Origin of the sequence: Thioalkalivibrio versutus (assembly GCF_001999325.1) — a bacterium.
GTDB classification, from domain to species: Bacteria; Pseudomonadota; Gammaproteobacteria; order Ectothiorhodospirales; family Ectothiorhodospiraceae; genus Thioalkalivibrio; species Thioalkalivibrio versutus.
Genome location: NZ_MVAR01000014.1, coordinates 1 through 15,683, shown reverse-complemented (window position 1 = coordinate 15,683; position 15,683 = coordinate 1). Strand labels below are relative to the sequence as shown.

The 15,683-nt window shown below is 68.6% G+C and carries 13 protein-coding genes, 1 other RNA gene and 1 pseudogene; all 15 read left to right on the top strand.

Features of this window, described 5'->3' with window-relative positions:
* The first annotated feature begins 35 nt into the window (after positions 1 to 35).
* Entirely contained in the window at positions 36 to 875 is an 840-nt protein-coding gene (gene rsmI, locus B0684_RS04895) for a 16S rRNA (cytidine(1402)-2'-O)-methyltransferase (protein WP_026313091.1), read from the top strand.
* Positions 876 to 1,177: 302 nt separating this feature from the next.
* An RNA gene (gene rnpB / locus B0684_RS04890) (RNase P RNA component class A) lies at positions 1,178 to 1,529 on the top strand.
* Positions 1,530 to 1,815: 286 nt separating this feature from the next.
* The gene (gene mraZ, locus B0684_RS04885; protein ID WP_018144475.1) at positions 1,816 to 2,256 is read left to right on the top strand and encodes a division/cell wall cluster transcriptional repressor MraZ; all 441 of its coding nucleotides are present in this window, start codon (positions 1,816 to 1,818) and stop codon (positions 2,254 to 2,256) included.
* A 5-nt stretch (positions 2,257 to 2,261) separates the two neighbouring features.
* Positions 2,262 to 3,188: a 16S rRNA (cytosine(1402)-N(4))-methyltransferase RsmH gene (gene rsmH, locus B0684_RS04880; protein ID WP_018168235.1), complete on the top strand. Its 927-nt coding sequence runs from the start codon at positions 2,262 to 2,264 to the stop codon at positions 3,186 to 3,188.
* Positions 3,188 to 3,472, top strand: coding sequence for a cell division protein FtsL (gene ftsL / locus B0684_RS04875; RefSeq protein ID WP_018168234.1), 285 nt, complete (start codon positions 3,188 to 3,190; stop codon positions 3,470 to 3,472). Before rsmH ends, ftsL begins: the two co-directional genes overlap by 1 nt.
* The gene (locus B0684_RS04870; RefSeq protein ID WP_018168233.1) at positions 3,460 to 5,175 is read left to right on the top strand and encodes a peptidoglycan D,D-transpeptidase FtsI family protein; all 1,716 of its coding nucleotides are present in this window, start codon (positions 3,460 to 3,462) and stop codon (positions 5,173 to 5,175) included. The genes ftsL and B0684_RS04870 overlap by 13 nt, the downstream gene beginning before the upstream one ends.
* Complete coding sequence (locus tag B0684_RS04865) at positions 5,172 to 6,713, top strand: UDP-N-acetylmuramoyl-L-alanyl-D-glutamate--2,6-diaminopimelate ligase (RefSeq protein WP_018650519.1); 1,542 nt, start codon at positions 5,172 to 5,174, stop codon at positions 6,711 to 6,713. Before B0684_RS04870 ends, B0684_RS04865 begins: the two co-directional genes overlap by 4 nt.
* On the top strand, positions 6,710 to 8,080 hold the full coding sequence (locus tag B0684_RS04860; RefSeq protein ID WP_026304769.1) for a UDP-N-acetylmuramoyl-tripeptide--D-alanyl-D-alanine ligase: 1,371 nt from the start codon (positions 6,710 to 6,712) through the stop codon (positions 8,078 to 8,080). The genes B0684_RS04865 and B0684_RS04860 overlap by 4 nt, the downstream gene beginning before the upstream one ends.
* A complete protein-coding gene (mraY, locus tag B0684_RS04855) occupies positions 8,061 to 9,143 on the top strand; it encodes a phospho-N-acetylmuramoyl-pentapeptide-transferase (RefSeq protein WP_018168230.1) in 1,083 nt (360 codons plus the stop codon). The genes B0684_RS04860 and mraY overlap by 20 nt, the downstream gene beginning before the upstream one ends.
* A gap of 4 nt (positions 9,144 to 9,147) precedes the next feature.
* On the top strand, positions 9,148 to 10,497 hold the full coding sequence (gene murD / locus B0684_RS04850) for a UDP-N-acetylmuramoyl-L-alanine--D-glutamate ligase (RefSeq protein WP_018168229.1): 1,350 nt from the start codon (positions 9,148 to 9,150) through the stop codon (positions 10,495 to 10,497).
* Complete coding sequence (gene ftsW, locus B0684_RS04845) at positions 10,494 to 11,699, top strand: putative lipid II flippase FtsW (RefSeq protein WP_018144467.1); 1,206 nt, start codon at positions 10,494 to 10,496, stop codon at positions 11,697 to 11,699. Before murD ends, ftsW begins: the two co-directional genes overlap by 4 nt.
* Positions 11,696 to 12,790 (top strand): undecaprenyldiphospho-muramoylpentapeptide beta-N-acetylglucosaminyltransferase, encoded by a 1,095-nt coding sequence (gene murG, locus B0684_RS04840; protein ID WP_018168228.1) that lies wholly within the window; start codon positions 11,696 to 11,698, stop codon positions 12,788 to 12,790. The genes ftsW and murG overlap by 4 nt, the downstream gene beginning before the upstream one ends.
* Positions 12,787 to 14,206, top strand: a pseudogene (gene murC, locus B0684_RS04835) (UDP-N-acetylmuramate--L-alanine ligase). The gene murG and the pseudogene murC overlap by 4 nt, the downstream one beginning before the upstream one ends.
* Complete coding sequence (gene murB / locus B0684_RS04830) at positions 14,203 to 15,165, top strand: UDP-N-acetylmuramate dehydrogenase (RefSeq protein ID WP_018168226.1); 963 nt, start codon at positions 14,203 to 14,205, stop codon at positions 15,163 to 15,165. Before murC ends, murB begins: the two are co-directional and overlap by 4 nt.
* On the top strand, positions 15,162 to 15,683 hold a 522-nt coding region (locus tag B0684_RS04825), incomplete at its 3' end, for a D-alanine--D-alanine ligase (RefSeq protein ID WP_463606922.1). The genes murB and B0684_RS04825, both read left to right, overlap by 4 nt.

Below are 15,683 nucleotides of genomic sequence, written 5' to 3'. Positions count from 1 at the left end.
ATCAGGCCGTGTCAACGAACTGGGGCACGTTGTGGGTGGTGGCTACCCCGATTGGTAATCTTGGAGATATGAGCCCGCGGGCGGGCGAGGTCCTCGGTCGGGTGCAGCGCATTGCGGCGGAGGATACGCGACACAGCGCCGGGCTGCTGGCGCATCTGGGCGTGCACACGCCGCTGGTCAGCCTGCACGAGCATAACGAGGCAGAGCGTATTCCCTCGCTGCTGGAGGCGCTGAGGGCGGGGGAGTCCGTCGCGCTGATTTCCGATGCCGGCACGCCGCTGGTGTCGGACCCGGGTTTTCGGCTGGTGAGGGCGGCGCGCGAGGCCGGGTTGGATGTGCGCGCCGTACCGGGTCCCAGTGCGCCTCTGGCTGCGCTGGCGGTTGCCGGGCTGCCGTCCGACCGCTTCTGCTTCGAGGGCTTCCTGCCGCATGCCGCCGGGGCGCGCCAACGGCGGCTGGAGGCATTGCTGGTCCAGCCGGTCACCACCATTCTGTTCGAATCGTCGCACCGTGTTCGCGCGGCCGCCGCCAACCTGGCGCAGCTGGCACCGGGGCGGGAGGTCTTCCTGGCGCGGGAGTTGACCAAGCAGTTCGAGGAACACTATCGCGGCCCCGCCGGCGAACTGCCGGCCTGGCTGGATGCCGACAGCAACCGCACCCGCGGCGAGTTCGTGCTGATCCTGGGGCCGGCGCCCGCGCCTGACACGGGGGGCGAGGCCGACATGCCCCTGTCCGACGAGCACGAGCGCCTGCTCGCGGCACTGCTGCACGAACTCCCCCTCAAGCGCGCTGCCCGCCTGCTCTCCGATGCCACCGACCTGCCGCGTAACCGCGTCTACGCCCGCGCCCTCGCCCTCAAGGACGCCGGAGGATAGGACGGTTTGGGTCCGCAATGAAGCGTGCGCAGACACGCAGCGGATCAAGGTCAGAAGCCATCGGCAGGAAGGTTTGGAAGAACGGAAATAATCATTGTTGGCGGGGATGGCTGGCTGCGTTCCGGCATCGTGGCGATAACCCTGTCGTTCGTTGAATTGATTGCCTTCCGATCGTCCCCTCTTCCTGGGGGCTGCTCTTGACGTCCTTCGTGTCTTGGTGTGCTTCGTTGTGGACGGAGGCCCTTGGGGCAGGCCGTTGAAAAGGCTTGCGTTCGCGCACGCGGCGGCGTACAAGGAGCGCGGGAGTCGGCCAGGCAGTCGCTGCATCCTCGGATGTGGAGGAAAGTCCGGGCTCCATAGGGCAGGACGCCAGGTAACGCCTGGGCGGCGCGAGCCGACGGAAAGTGCCGCAGAAAACATACCGCCGATGGCCCGGTTCGCCGGGTACAGGTAAGGGTGAAATGGTGCGGTAAGAGCGCACCGCGCGACTGGTAACAGTTCGTGGCAGGGTAAACCCCGTCCGGAGCAAGGCCAAATAGGGGTGCATGGTGTGGCCCGCATCGCACCCGGGTAGGCTGCTCGAGGCGTCCGGTGACGGACGTCCCAGATGAATGACTGTCCTCGACAGAACCCGGCTTACGGCCGGCTCCCACTTTTTCCCACGATCAAGCCCCCGCGGCCGCCCCGGTCTGCGCGTACACGGCTGTGTGTGCGGCAAACTTGTAAGGTGATGCATTAAGTTTGAGCCTCAACGCGAGGCTTTTAATACCCTTCTCCCCGCTCTTTCGTCCGCCTCGGGGTGGATGCGCTAAGTCTCTGTGATTCAACGCTTATTTTTCGTTTTTCGGGGTCGATTTTCTTGACTCTGGAGGATGCCCGTACCTATAGTGTCGGAAAGTGGGTCAAAGTGGGGAAAGGTGGGTAACCACCGTTATCAGCGATGTTTCGAGGCGTTAGCCAGCTCAATCTGGATGCGAAGGGCCGCCTGGCCATGCCGGCGCGGTATCGCGACGACCTCGCTGCGAGCTGCAACAGTCAGCTGGTGATCACGGTTGATCCCTCCCGCTGCCTGCTCTTGTACCCGTTCCCCGAGTGGGAGCGCATTGAGCAGAACCTGATGTCCCGCCCCAACATGAATCCCAAGGTGCGCAATCTGCAGCGCCTGCTGGTGGGCCATGCCACCGAGTGCGAGCTGGACGGCAGCGGCCGCCTGTTGCTGCCCCCGCCCCTGCGTCAGTACGCCGGCCTGGAAAAGCGGGTGGTGCTGCTGGGCCAGGGCAAGAAGTTCGAGATCTGGGGCGAGGCCGCCTGGGAGGAGACCTGCGCCCAGGTGCTGGGGGGTGACGTGGATGATGAAGCGCTCGAGTCCATCGCGTTGTGACGGACATGGAAGCCGTCTCCCACATCCCGGTGCTGCGCGACGCGGTGCTGGAGGGCCTGGCCGTGCGCGCTGACGGCTTTTACGTCGATGGCACCTTCGGCCGCGGTGGGCACAGCCGGGCGATCCTGGATCGCCTGGGCCCGGACGGCCGGCTGCTGGCCATGGATCGCGATCCGGAGGCCGCCACGGCGGCCGCCTCCTTTGCCGATGATCCGCGTTTTGCCTTCGAGGCCGCGCCGTTCTCGACCATGGCCGCCACGCTGGAACGGCGGTCGCCGGACCGGGGTCCGGACGGCGTCTTTCTGGACCTGGGCGTGTCCTCGCCCCAGCTGGATACGCCCGAGCGCGGATTCAGTTTTCAGCATGACGGCCCGCTGGACATGCGCATGGATCCGAACAGCGGCGAGAGCGCGGCGGAGTGGCTGGCGCGGGCCGACGAGACCGAGATCGCGAATGTGATCTATCAATACGGCGAGGAGCGCCACTCGCGGCGCATTGCCCGGGCCATTGTGGCTGCACGCACCGAGGCACCCCTTAGCCGCACCGGCGAACTGGCCGAAATCGTTCGCCGGGCGGTCCCGAAACGCGAGCCCGGAAAGCACCCGGCCACTCGAACCTTCCAGGCGCTGCGCATCTTCGTGAACGCGGAGCTGTCCGAGCTGGAGCAGTGGCTGGCGACGATCCCCGATGTGCTCCCGCCTGGTGCGCGGCTGGTGGTGATCAGCTTCCATTCACTGGAAGACCGACTGGTAAAGCAGGCCCTGCGCAAGCCGGTGTCCAGCGTGCGCCTGCCGCGCGGCCTTCCGGTGATGCCGGAGGAGCCGGAGCGCAAGCTGCGCCCGGTCGGCAAGCCGATCCATGCCGATCGCGAGGAGCAGCGCATCAATCCGCGTTCGCGCTCGGCCGTGCTGCGTGTCGGGGAGCGGCTCTGATGGTTGCGCGCGGGCTCCTGGCGGTGGCGCTGGCAACCGGGGTGTTTGCCTCGGCGGTTGGGGTGGTGGCGGCCAAGCATGAGTCGCGCCAGGCCTTTATCGACCAGCAGCAGGCATTGAGCCAGCGCGATGTCCTGAATCTCGAGTGGACGCAGTTGCAGATCGAGCAATCGACCTGGGCGACCCAGGGCCGGGTCGAGGAGCAGGCGCGCGAGCGTCTCGACATGATTCAGCCCGATTCGGATCGCATCGTGGTGATCGGGGGTAGCTCGTGGGCGCGCTGAAGCGGCAGATCAGTGGTGGCCGTCTGAAGGTCGTGATCGCCGTGTTCGCCGTCGCGAGCGCCGCGTTGCTGTTGCGCGCCGTCGATCTGCAGGTCCTGGAGCGCGACTTCCTGACCAAGCAGGGCGAGCAGCGCCAGGTGCGCACCCTGACCGAGTCCGCGAACCGCGGAATGATTACCGACCGTCACGGCGAACCCCTGGCCATTTCGGCCCCGGTACAGACCGCCTGGGCCAACCCGCAGGACTTGATGGGCCAGCGCGAGCGCTGGCCGGATTTGGCCGCGGCGTTGGAGGTGGAGCCGGACTGGCTGGCGGAGCGTATCGAGGCGCGTGCCTCGCGCGAATTCATCTACCTGCGTCGCCAAATGTTGCCGGATCAGGCCGAGCGCGTAGCGGCCCTGCGCATCCAGGGCGTCGGCCTGACCCGCGAATTCCGGCGTTATTACCCGCATGGCGAGGCCACCTCGCATGTGCTGGGCTATACCAATATCGACGATCAGGGCCAGGAGGGCGTGGAACTGGCCTTTGACCAGTGGTTGTCCGGTCATCCGGGCGCCAAGCGGGTGCTGCGCGATCGCTATGGCCGCAGCATCCGTGATGTCGCCAGTATCCGCCCCGCGCGTGACGGCAACACCCTGGCCCTGACTCTGGATCAGCGCCTACAGTATCTGGCGTACCGCGAACTGAAGACCGCGGTCGCCGAACACAATGCCCGTGGCGGCTCCGCTGTCCTTCTGGACGCCCGCAGCGGCGAGATCCTGGCGCTGGTCAATCAGCCCGGATTCAACCCGAACAATCGCGGTGCTATCCGTTCCGATCGCGCCCGCAACCGGGCCATCACCGATACCATGGAGCCCGGGTCGGTGCTGAAGCCGTTTACCGTGGCGGCCGCCCTGGATGCCGGTGTGGTGGATGCCAACACCACGCTGGAGACCGGCCCCGGCACCATGCGGGTGGGGCGCCTGACCGTGCGCGACCTGCGCGACTACGGGACGATCGACCTCACCACCCTGATCGCCCGTTCGAGCAATGTCGGGGCCACACAGCTGGCTTTGGATACCCCCGCGGATCGTTTCTGGAAGACCCTGCATCAGGCGGGCTTCGGGCAGGCGCTGGGTACCCATTTCCCGGGCGAGGCCACGGGGCGTCTGCGCGATTTCACCACCTGGCGCGAGGTCGAACAGGCCACGCTCGGTTATGGCTACGGGCTGTCGCTGTCGCCGTTGCAGATGGCGGCCTCCTACACCGCCTTTGCCAATGACGGCGAGCGGGTGCCGGTGCGTCTGGTGCGCACCGCCGACGATCTGCGCGAGTCGGCGCAGGTGATGACTCCGCGTACTGCCCGCCAGGTGCTGGCAATGATGGAACATGTGATCGGTACCGAGGGCACCGCGCGTCAGGCGGCGATCGACGGTTACCGCGTGGCCGGCAAGACCGGCACCAGCCGCAAGAGCGGTCCGGGCGGTTATACCGAGGACCGCTATTTTTCGAGTTTCGTCGGCCTGGCCCCGGCCTCCGATCCGCGTTTTGTCATGGCCGTGGTGATCGACGAGCCGGATGCCGGCGTCTACTACGGTGGGGCGGTCGCCGCGCCGGTGTTCCGTAATGTCGTCGGTTCGGCCCTGCGCATGTTCAACGTGCGCCCGGACGCGATGCCGGAGGTCCCCATGCGCCTGGCCGCGGATCACGAGGGGACGACATGATGGCCGCCCGTGATACCCGAGGCGGGGCGGGACCGGTGCTGGGCGACTTGTTGCCGGCCGGTCTCCTGCGCCCCGGCCTGGCGGACTTGCCGGTCGCCGACCTGGTTCAGGATAGCCGCCGGGTCGCGCCCGGCACAGCCTTTGTGGCCCTGGCCGGCACGCACGGCCATGGGCTGGCGCATGCTGCCGATGCCGTGGCACGGGGTGCCGGCGTGATCCTGTGGGACGAGGCCGGAACCCCGGAAACATTCCCTGCTGTGCCGATGCTCCATGTGCCGGGCCTGCGGGAACGGCTGCCGCAGATGGCGCGCGGATTGTTCGGTAGCTGGCCGGAGGCGGCCCCGCTGGTGGCGGTGACCGGTACCGACGGCAAGACCTCGGTCACGCACCTGATCGCGATGGCCCTGGAGACCCTGGGTCGGCCCACCGGTCTGATCGGCACGCTCGGCGTCGGGCGACCGGGCCACCTGGTGGATACCGGACACACGACCCCGGGCGTACTGGACCTGCATCGCCACCTGGCCGAGCTGGCCGCGGCCGGTTGTGGTGCCGTGGCGCTGGAGGCCTCCTCGCACGGTTTGGCACAAGGGCGCCTCGCCGGAGCCCCGATCAGCGTCGGGGTGCTCACCCGACTGAGCTCCGATCACCTCGATTTCCACGGTAGTCAGGAGGCGTATGCGGCAGCCAAGGCGCGGCTGTTTGTCTGGCTTGGCCTGCAAACGGCGGTCCTGAATATCGATGATGCCTTTGGACGCCAGGTTGTGCAGCATCTGCCGGCGGGCGTTCAGGCCCTGACCTACAGTGCACTGGGTGCACCCGCCGATCTGCGCGCCCGAGACGTAGAGGCCACAGCCGAAGGGCTGCGTTTCACCCTCGAGGCCGACGGCCGGGCCTATCCGGTTCGTTCCACCCTGTTCGGCCTGTTCCAGGTCGGCAATCTGCTGGCGACCCTCGCCACCCTGCAGGGCCTCGGGGTAGAGCGCGAGGAGGCGATCGCGGCAGTCGCCGAACTCCCCGGCGTGCCCGGCCGCATGGAGCGCTTCCCGCTCGCTAACGGGGCCTTGGCGGTGGTCGATTACGCACATACTACCCAGGCCCTGGAGGCTGCATTGCAGGCGCTTCGACCCCATGTACGCGGGCGCCTGAGTGTGGTGTTCGGCTGCGGCGGCGACCGCGATCGAGGCAAGCGCCCGGCAATGGGCCAGGTGGCCTGCCGGGAGGCCGACGTGATCTTTGTGACCGATGACAACCCGCGCGGAGAAGACCCGGCCGAGATCCGCGCCGAGATCCTTGCCGGCTGCGCCGATTCCGCCGAATGCCACGAGATTGGCGATCGCGCAACGGCGATTGCCAGTGCGCTGGCCGAGGCCGTTGCCGGGGATGTGGTGCTGGTGGCCGGTAAGGGTCACGAGACGACCCAGGAGATCCGCGGTCAGCGCTATCCGTTCAGCGACCGCGAACAGGTGCAGGCCCGGGCGTGCCGGCACCCGCAGGACAGGCGTGGCCAGGACCGCGCGATCAGGGGGGAGGGACAATGATTCGAATGACCAGCCAGGAATTGGCCGAGGCGGTCCATGGGCGCCTGCAAGGGGTGCCCGACACGGCCTTCGAGGGCGTGTTTACGGACACTCGCGAGCCGCGCCCGGGAGCGCTGTTCATCGCGTTGAAGGGGCCGAATTTCGATGCCCACGCACAGGTCGGTGCCGACCTGCCGGCGGCCGTGCTGCTGGTGGAGCGGGCGCTCGATGTGCCACAGCCGCAGATCATCGTGGCCGATACCCGCGAGGCCCTGGGCCGCCTGGGCCGCCATTGGCGGCGCCAGAGCCGCGCGCGGGTGATTGCCCTGACCGGCTCCAATGGCAAGACCACGACCAAGGAGATGCTCCGCTGCATCCTTGAGGGGGTGGGGTCGGTGCATGCCACCGCGGGCAACCTGAATAACGAGATCGGCGCGCCGCTGACATTGCTGGCGATGCCCTGTGACGTCGACTACGCGGTCATCGAACTGGGCGCCAATCATGCCGGTGAGATCGGGCGCATGGCGCGCTGGGTCGAACCGCAGGTCGCCATGATCACCAATGCCGGTCGCGCCCATCTCGAGGGCTTCGGCAGCCTGGAGGGCGTCGCCCATGCCAAGGCCGAGATCTACTCCGGTCTCCCGGCCCAGGGCGGCACCGCGGTCATCAATCTGGATGATCCGTTTGCCGACTACTGGCTGTCGCTGAACGAGCATCACCACTGCCAGCGCTTCTCGCTGGAGGGTGGCGGCGAGGTGGAAGGCATGTGGCAGGCCCCGGACCGGCTGCGTCTATCCATCCTCGGGGCCGTCCGCGATCTGCGCCTGGCCGGCCCCGGTCGCCACGTCGCAGCCAATGCCGTGGCGGCCGCGGCCGCGGCGAACGCGGTCGGTATCGGGATTGACCGAATCGTCGACGGGCTCACCCGCTGGAAGCCGGTGCGCGGCCGTCTGCAGGAGCTGTGGCACGTCAGCGGCGCGCGGATTTGGGACGACAGCTACAACGCCAATCCGGACTCGCTGCGGGCCGGGCTCGAGGTGCTGGCGGCGATGCCCGGTCGGCGCATCCTGGTGCTGGGTGCCATGGGTGAACTGGGCGCCGCCACGCCGGCGTTGCACCGGGAAACCGGGCACCTGGCCCGCGCGGTGGGTATCGAACACTGCCTGGCGCTGGGCGAGGCCGCGCGCGACAGCGCCGAGGGCTTTGGCGACGGCGGCGAGTGGTTTGCCGACCACGCCGCGCTGCGCTCGCGCCTGGAGGACCTCCTGGGGGAGGGCACCACGGTCCTGGTAAAGGGCTCGCGCAGCCAGCACATGGAACAGATCATCGAGGGGCTGGACCTGGCCTCGTCAGCGCCGGAGGTGGCGAATGCTGTTCGCGCTGACTGAATACCTGAGCCTGTTCTATTCCGGCTTCACGGTCTTTCAGTACCTGACCGTTCGCGCCATCCTCGGGGTGGTTACCGCATTGGCGATCGCGCTGTTGATCGGGCCGGCGATGATCCGCCGCCTGACGGTCGGCAATGTCGGCCAGCAGATCCGCGATGACGGTCCCGAGTCGCACTTGACCAAGGCCGGCACGCCGACCATGGGTGGTGCCCTGATTCTGGTGGCAGTGGCGGCGGCGACCCTGCTGTGGAGCGATCTGACCAACCGCTTCGTCTGGCTCGTGCTGCTGACCACCCTGGCGTTCGGCGCCGTGGGTGGCTGGGATGACTACCTGAAGCTGCGCTACGGCAACAGCAAGGGCCTCTCGGCGCGCGCCAAGCTCCTGTGGCAGACGCTGTTCGCCCTGGTCGCCGCGGGGGTGATCATGTACACCGCGCAGGGGCCGGTGGAGACCACCTTCTACCTGCCGGTGTTCAAGGACATCCAGTTCAGCCTGGGCTGGCTGTTCATCCCGCTGGTCTGGCTGGTGGTCGTGGGGTCCTCCAATGCCGTGAACCTGACCGATGGGCTGGATGGCCTGGCGATCATGCCGGCGGTGCTGGTGGCCGGCGCCCTGGGCGTGTTCGCCTACGCGGCGGGCCATGCGGTATTCGCCGACTATCTCGGTATTCCGGCGGTACCCGGCGTGGGCGAGGTGGTGATTTTTACCTCCGCCCTGGTCGGCGCCGGGCTGGGATTCCTGTGGTTCAACACCTACCCGGCGCAGGTCTTCATGGGCGACGTCGGGGCGCTCGCGCTGGGCGCGGCCCTGGGCATGCTGGCGATCATCACCCGTCAGGAGATCGTGTTGCTGATCATGGGTGGCATCTTCGTGCTGGAGACGCTTTCGGTGATGCTCCAGGTCGCCTCTTTCAAACTCACTGGGCGGCGGATCTTCCGCATGGCGCCGCTGCACCACCACTTCGAACTCAAGGGCTGGCCGGAGCCGCGCGTGATCGTGCGTTTCTGGATCCTGACCGTGGTGTTCGTCCTTGTCGGTCTCGCGACCCTGAAGGTGCGCTGATCCCATGACGCGAACCGGCGACAACAACCTGATCGTGGGCCTGGGGGCGACCGGCGTGTCGGTTGCCCGCTTCCTGCGTGCGCAGGGTGAGCCGTTCGCGATCACCGATACCCGCGTGGCGCCGGCCGCGCTGGAGACCGAGGGTGCCAAGGCCTGGCTGGCCGATGCCTGGGTCGGGCCGCTGGATCGACTGGACGCCGCGGGCTTTGCCCGCATCATCGTCTCGCCCGGGGTCGCACTGGAGCACCCGGTCCTGCAACGGGCGCGTGCCGCCGGTGCCCGCCTGACCGGAGACATCGACCTGTTCGCCGAGCAGGCGGGCGCCCCAGTCATCGCGATTACCGGCTCCAACGGAAAGAGCACGGTGACCGCGCTGGTCGGCGAGTTGCTGCGCGCCGCCGGCCTGCGGGTGGCGGTGGGTGGTAACTACGGCACCCCGGCGCTGGACCTGCTGGAGCAGGCCCCGGACCTGTACGTGCTGGAGCTGTCCAGTTTCCAGCTGGAGCGCAGCGACATGTTGGCGCCAGCGGCCGCCGCCATCCTGAATATCTCGCCTGATCACCTGGATCGCTACGCCGATCTGGATGCGTATGTGCGTGCCAAGGCCCGCATCCTGGATCGCGCCGGGCGTGGTGTGTTGAACCGCGAGGACGCCTGGCTGCGCGAGATCGCCCTGCCGCCGGGTCTGAAGGTGATCTCCTTCGGTCTCGATGCGCCGGCCGGCCCGGACGATTTCGGGGTGCGCCCGTCCAGCGCGGATGCTCCGGACCTGGTGCGCGGTGACCAGGTCCTTCTCTCGACCGGCCATCTGCGTCTGCGCGGGCAGCACAACTGGGCCAACGCCCTGGCCGCGCTTGCCCTGGTCTGGCCGTGGCTGGAGGCGGGCGAGCCGCGCGCACGCGCCATGGCGGCCCTGGCCGACTTCGCTGGTCTGCCGCATCGCTCGCAGTGGATTGCCGAAGTGGGCGGTGTCGCCTATATCAATGACTCCAAGGGCACCAATGTCGGCGCGACCCTGGCGGCCCTGCGCGGTACGCCCGGGCCGCTGGTGCTGATTGCGGGCGGGCAGGGCAAGGGGCAGGACTTTACGCCGCTGGCCGATTACGTCCCGGGCAAGGTCCGTGGTGTGGTGTTGCTCGGCGAGGACGCGCCAATGATCGCCCGTGCCCTGGCCTCCGTGGTTCCGGTCCAGCGCGTGGACGACATGGCCGCCGCGGTTGCGCAGGCCGCTGCCTGGGCGGAACCGGGGGATACCGTCCTGCTGTCGCCCGGTTGCGCCAGCCTGGACATGTACCCGAACTATCAGGCGCGCGGCGACCACTTCGCGCACGCGGTCCGGGAGCTGGCAGCATGAGTATCTCCAGCACCCGCCTCGGACTCCCGGATCGCGGCCTGGTCGCCGGCCTGCGCGACCACGTGGACCTGCCCCTGCTGGCCGTCGCGGCGATCCTGCTGGGCATCGGCCTGGTGATGGTCGCGTCCGCCTCCATGGGGCTGGGCGAGCGTTATTTCGGCAACACCTGGCACTTCTTCCAGCGCCAGGTCATCTTCGCCGCCATCGGGCTTGCGGTGGCGACCTTCCTCTGGGTGGTCCCGCTGGCGCGCTGGGAACGCGCCGGGCCGTGGCTGCTGATCCTGGTGATGGCGTTGCTGATCGCAGTGCTGATCCCGGGCGTCGGGCGCACGGTCAACGGTGCGACCCGCTGGATCCCGCTGGGGATGTTCAACCTGCAGGTCGCCGAGATGGTGAAGCTGCTGGTGGTGATGTACCTCGCCGGCTACATCGTGCGTCACTATTCGACGCTCCGCTTGCACTTCCTCGGTTTTATCCGCCCGCTGATCGTTCTTGGGGTGGGCACCATCCTGCTGTTGCTGCAGCCGGACTTCGGCGGCGCCGCGATCATGCTGGCGATTGGCATGGGCATGCTGTTTCTGGCCGGTGCGAAGCTTTGGCAGTTCGCCGCGCTGGCGGGCACCATCGCGGCGGGGATGGCGGTCGTCGCGGTCGCGGCGCCTTACCGCGTGGCGCGCCTGACGGCCTTCCTCGATCCCTGGCAGGATCCATTCGCCACCGGTTTCCAGCTGACCCAGTCGCTGATCGCGATCGGTTCCGGCGGCTGGTTCGGGGCCGGGCTCGGCAACAGTGTGCAGAAGCTCTTTTACCTCCCCGAGGCGCACAACGACTTCCTGTTCGCGGTGTTTGCCGAGGAGTTCGGCTTCGTCGGTGTGGTGGCCCTCATCGCGCTGTTCGGAGTCCTGGTCTGGCGCTGCATTCAGATCGGTTTGTACGCCGAGCGCGCAGGGCACGCCTTCGGCTCGCATCTGGCCTTTGGCGTGGCCATCTGGATGGGCCTGCAGGCGTTCCTGAACCTCGCGGTGAACATGGGGCTGCTTCCGACCAAGGGCCTGACCCTGCCGTTTCTCAGTTACGGCGGCAGTTCGCTGATCGTCTCGCTGGCGGCTATCGGCCTGGTGATGCGCGTGTACCGCGAGGCCCAGGTGCCGGCCCCGCGCGCCGCACCCCCGGCGCGCCGCCGGCGTGGGGGTGCCGCATGAGGGCCCCGCGCATCCTGATCATGGCCGGCGGCACCGGGGGCCATGTGTTCCCGGGCCTGGCAGTGGCCACCCTGCTGCGGGAACGCGGTGCCGAGGTGCGCTGGCTGGGCACGGCCCGCGGCGTGGAATCGCGGCTGGTGCCGGCGGCCGGGATCGAGCTGCATACGCTTCCAATCGCCGGCATCCGCGGCAAGGGCCTGGTCGGGCTAGCACTCGCACCCTGGCGGCTCGGCATTTCGCTGTGGGCCGCCCTGGGTCTGATGACGCGTCTGCGCCCGGATGCCGTGATTGGCTTTGGTGGGTTTGCCGCCGGCCCCGGGGGACTAATGGCGGCCGCCATGGGCCGGCCGCTGGCAATCCACGAACAGAACGCTGTGGCCGGTCTGACCAATCGCTGGCTGGCGAAGGTGGCGGACCGGGTCTATGCCGGCTTCGAGCACAGCTTCCCCGAGCGGGTGGCGGTCACGGTGGTGGGCAACCCGGTGCGCGCCGCGATTGCGGAACTCCCGGCGCCGGAGGCGCGCTTCGACGAGCGCGAGGGCGCCCTGAACCTCCTCGTCCTGGGCGGCAGCCTGGGCGCCCGGTCGCTCAACCGCACGCTGCCCGCCGGGCTGGCGCGCGTGGCCGTGGAGCAGCCGCTGAACATCCGTCACCAGGCGGGCGAGCGCACCCTCGACGAGGCCCAGGCCGCCTATGCGGAGGCAGGTCTGGAGGCGGAGATCAGCGCCTTTATCGAAGACATGGCCGCGGCCTATGCCTGGGCGGACCTGGTGATCTGCCGCGCCGGCGCGCTCACCGTGGCCGAGGTGGCCGCGGCCGGCGTGCCGGCGATCTTCGTGCCCTATCCACATGCGGTGGACGATCATCAAACCGCGAATGCCGAGGCCCTGGTGCAATCCGGTGCCGCCTGGCGGGTCGCGGATGCCGAGCTGGACGCTCAGCGGGTCTACGAGCTGGTCGCCCCGCTGGACCGCGAGGCCCTGCGCTCGCGTGCCCTGCTGGCCCGCGCACAGGCCCGCCCCGACACCGCACGGCGCCTGGCCGATGCCTGCATGGAAATGGCGGGCGTCCGCCGGGAGGGATCGTCATGAACGCCCCGCGCCTGCCACGCCATGCGATGCGTCGTATCCGCCGGATCCATTGTGTGGGGATCGGGGGATCCGGCATGAGCGGGATCGCCGAGGTCCTGCATCAACTGGGATATCAGGTCTCGGGATCCGATCTCGGGCAGTCGGCGATGGTCGAACGCCTGAAGGGCATGGGCATCCCGGTGGTGGCGGCCCATACCGAATCGAACGTGGCCGATGCCGACGTGCTGGTGGTTTCCAGTGCGATCAATCCGAGCAACCCCGAGGTCCAGGAGGCGCGTCGGCGCGGCNNGCCGCGCCGAGATGCTGGCCGAACTGATGCGCTTTCGCTATGGCATCGCGGTCGCCGGGACCCATGGCAAGACCACGACCACCAGCCTGGTCGCCAGTGTGCTGGCGGAGGCCGGGATGGACCCGACGTTTGTGATTGGCGGACGCCTGAACAGCACGGCGAGCCACTCGAATCTCGGCGCCGGGGACTATCTGGTGGCCGAGGCCGACGAGAGTGACGCCTCGTTCCTGCATCTGCAGCCGATGATCAGCATCGTGACCAATATCGATGCGGATCACCTGGGGACCTATGGCAACGACTTCGGCCAGCTGCGCGCGACCTTCCTGGAATTCCTGCACCACCTGCCGTTCTACGGCATTGCCGTGTTGTGCGCCGACGACCCGCAGGTGCGTGATCTGTACCCGGAACTGGAGCGCCCGCGCCTGACCTACGGCATCGAACAGGACGCCGACGTGCGCGCCCTGAATGTGCGCCAGGAAGGCGTGCGCATGTACTTCGACCTCGCGTTGCCCGGTCAGGCTGCGTTCCCGGTGACGCTGAACCTGCCCGGGCGCCACAACGTGCTCAATGCCCTGGCGGCGGCGGCTGTCGCGCACGAGCTGGAGGTCGCCCCCGAGGCGATCCAGGCCGCGCTGGCGCGCTTCCAGGGTATTGGGCGGCGCTTCCAGGTGCAGGAGCTGCGGACCGCACAGGGGGCCCTGACCCTGGTCGACGACTATGGCCATCACCCGCGCGAGATTGCTGCCACTCAGGCGGCCGCGCGCGATGCCTGGCCGGGCCGCCGCCGGATCACCATCTTCCAGCCGCATCGTTATACCCGCACGCGTGATCTGTTCGAGGACTTCGCCGAGGCCCTGTCCGAGACCGATGTCCTGATCCTGCTCGAGGTGTATGCCGCCGGGGAGGACCCGATCCCCAGCGCCGATGGCCGCAGCCTGGCGCGCGCCATTCGTCTGCGCGGGCGGGTGGAGCCGGTGTTTGTCGAGCGCGCAGAGGATGTGATCGGTGTGCTCGCGGGGATGCTGCGGCCGGACGATGTCGTGCTCGCCCAGGGTGCCGGCGATATTGGCCGTCTGGCCGGGCTGCTCCCGCAGCAGCTGGGGACCGCCGGCGAGGAGGAATCATGATGGCCGCCCGCGTTGTGGACTCGTCGATGACTCCGTTCGCGCAGGCAACGCGTGGCCGGTTGCAGGCGCAGGTTCCGCTGGCCGGGCTGACCTCCTGGCGCGTAGGCGGCCCGGCCGACTGGCTGTTCCAGCCGGCGGACCTTGACGACCTGGTCGCTGCCCTGCGCGATCACGCTACCCACGCGCCGCAGATGCCCGTGACCTTCCTCGGCCTGGGCAGCAACGTCCTCATTCGTGACGGCGGGCTGGACGGCCTGGTCGTGCATCTTTCCGGAGTGCTGAACGAACGCCGGCGCCTGGACGGCGATCGCCTGCTGCTTGGGGCGGGGTTGGCCTGCGCCCAGGCCGCGCGTTTCGGGGCCCGCGAGGGGCTGGTCGGGGCCGAGTTCCTGGCCGGCATCCCCGGGACCGTGGGCGGCGCGCTGCGGATGAACGCCGGCGCCTGGGGTGGCGAGATCTGGCCGCTGGTGGAGGCGGTCTCCACGGTAGATGCGCGCGGCGAACTGCATACCCGCACTCCCGCGGACTACACGATCGGTTACCGCAGTGTCCACGGCCCCGAGGCGGAGTGGTTCACCGGCTGCGTGTTGCAGCTGGCCGCGGGTGACCCTGACGTCGGGACCCGGCGCATCCGCGAGTTGCTGCGCGAACGATCCGCGAAGCAGCCGTTGGGGTTGCCGTCCTGCGGGTCGGTGTTCCGCAACCCGGAGGGCGATCACGCCGCGCGCCTGCTCGAGGCCGCCGGTCTGAAGGGACTGCGCCACGGGGCGGCGGAGATCTCCCCCAAGCACGCGAATTTCATCACCCACGACGGCAGCGCGCGCGCCGCCGATATCGAATGGTTGCTGCGTCATGCCCAGGACGAGGTGCAGCGGCAGTTCGGGGTGCACCTGGAGCCCGAGGTCCGGGTCCTGGGTCGGCCAGGGGCTACGCACGAGGCAAGCGAGGGAACGGCATGAGCAAGCGAAGTGCACAAGATTATGGCCGTGTCGCGGTCCTGATGGGTGGCTGGTCTGGCGAGCGCGAAGTCTCGCTGCACAGTGGTCAGGCGGTGCTGGCGGCACTGCAGCGCCAGGGTGTCGATGCCCATCCCCTGGACCTGACCCGCGAGACGGCTCGCTGCCTGGCCCTGGAGAACTTCGACCGCGTCTTCATCGTGCTCCACGGGGAGTGCGGCGAGGACGGGACCCTGCAGGGCTGTCTGGACATGGCGGGCATGCCTTACACCGGGACCGGCGTGCTCGGTTCCGCATTGGGCATGGACAAGCTGGCCTGCAAGCGGCTGTGGGCGGGGAGCAATCTGCCGAGCGCCCCCTATCGTCTGCTCACGCCGGGGTTCGACCCCGACGCGGTGGCCGATGCACTGGGCCTGCCATTGATCGTGAAGCCCGCGCGCGGCGGCTCCAGCCTGGGGATCACACGGGTGGATCGGGTGGCCGATCTGCCGGCCGCCTTCGAGGCCGCGCGGCTGCAGCCG

Excerpts from the sequence above, each read along its gene's own strand:
- mraZ (WP_018144475.1), top strand. The coding sequence starts at position 1,816 with ATGTTTCGAGGCGTTAGCCAGCTCAATCTGGATGCGAAGGGCCGCCTG.
- rsmH (WP_018168235.1), top strand. The coding sequence starts at position 2,262 with ATGGAAGCCGTCTCCCACATCCCGGTGCTGCGCGACGCGGTGCTGGAG.
- ftsL (WP_018168234.1), top strand. The coding sequence starts at position 3,188 with ATGGTTGCGCGCGGGCTCCTGGCGGTGGCGCTGGCAACCGGGGTGTTT.
- B0684_RS04865 (WP_018650519.1), top strand. The coding sequence starts at position 5,172 with ATGATGGCCGCCCGTGATACCCGAGGCGGGGCGGGACCGGTGCTGGGC.
- B0684_RS04860 (WP_026304769.1), top strand. The coding sequence starts at position 6,710 with ATGATTCGAATGACCAGCCAGGAATTGGCCGAGGCGGTCCATGGGCGC.
- mraY (WP_018168230.1), top strand. The coding sequence starts at position 8,061 with ATGCTGTTCGCGCTGACTGAATACCTGAGCCTGTTCTATTCCGGCTTC.
- murD (WP_018168229.1), top strand. The coding sequence starts at position 9,148 with ATGACGCGAACCGGCGACAACAACCTGATCGTGGGCCTGGGGGCGACC.
- ftsW (WP_018144467.1), top strand. The coding sequence starts at position 10,494 with ATGAGTATCTCCAGCACCCGCCTCGGACTCCCGGATCGCGGCCTGGTC.
- murG (WP_018168228.1), top strand. The coding sequence starts at position 11,696 with ATGAGGGCCCCGCGCATCCTGATCATGGCCGGCGGCACCGGGGGCCAT.
- murB (WP_018168226.1), top strand. The coding sequence starts at position 14,203 with ATGATGGCCGCCCGCGTTGTGGACTCGTCGATGACTCCGTTCGCGCAG.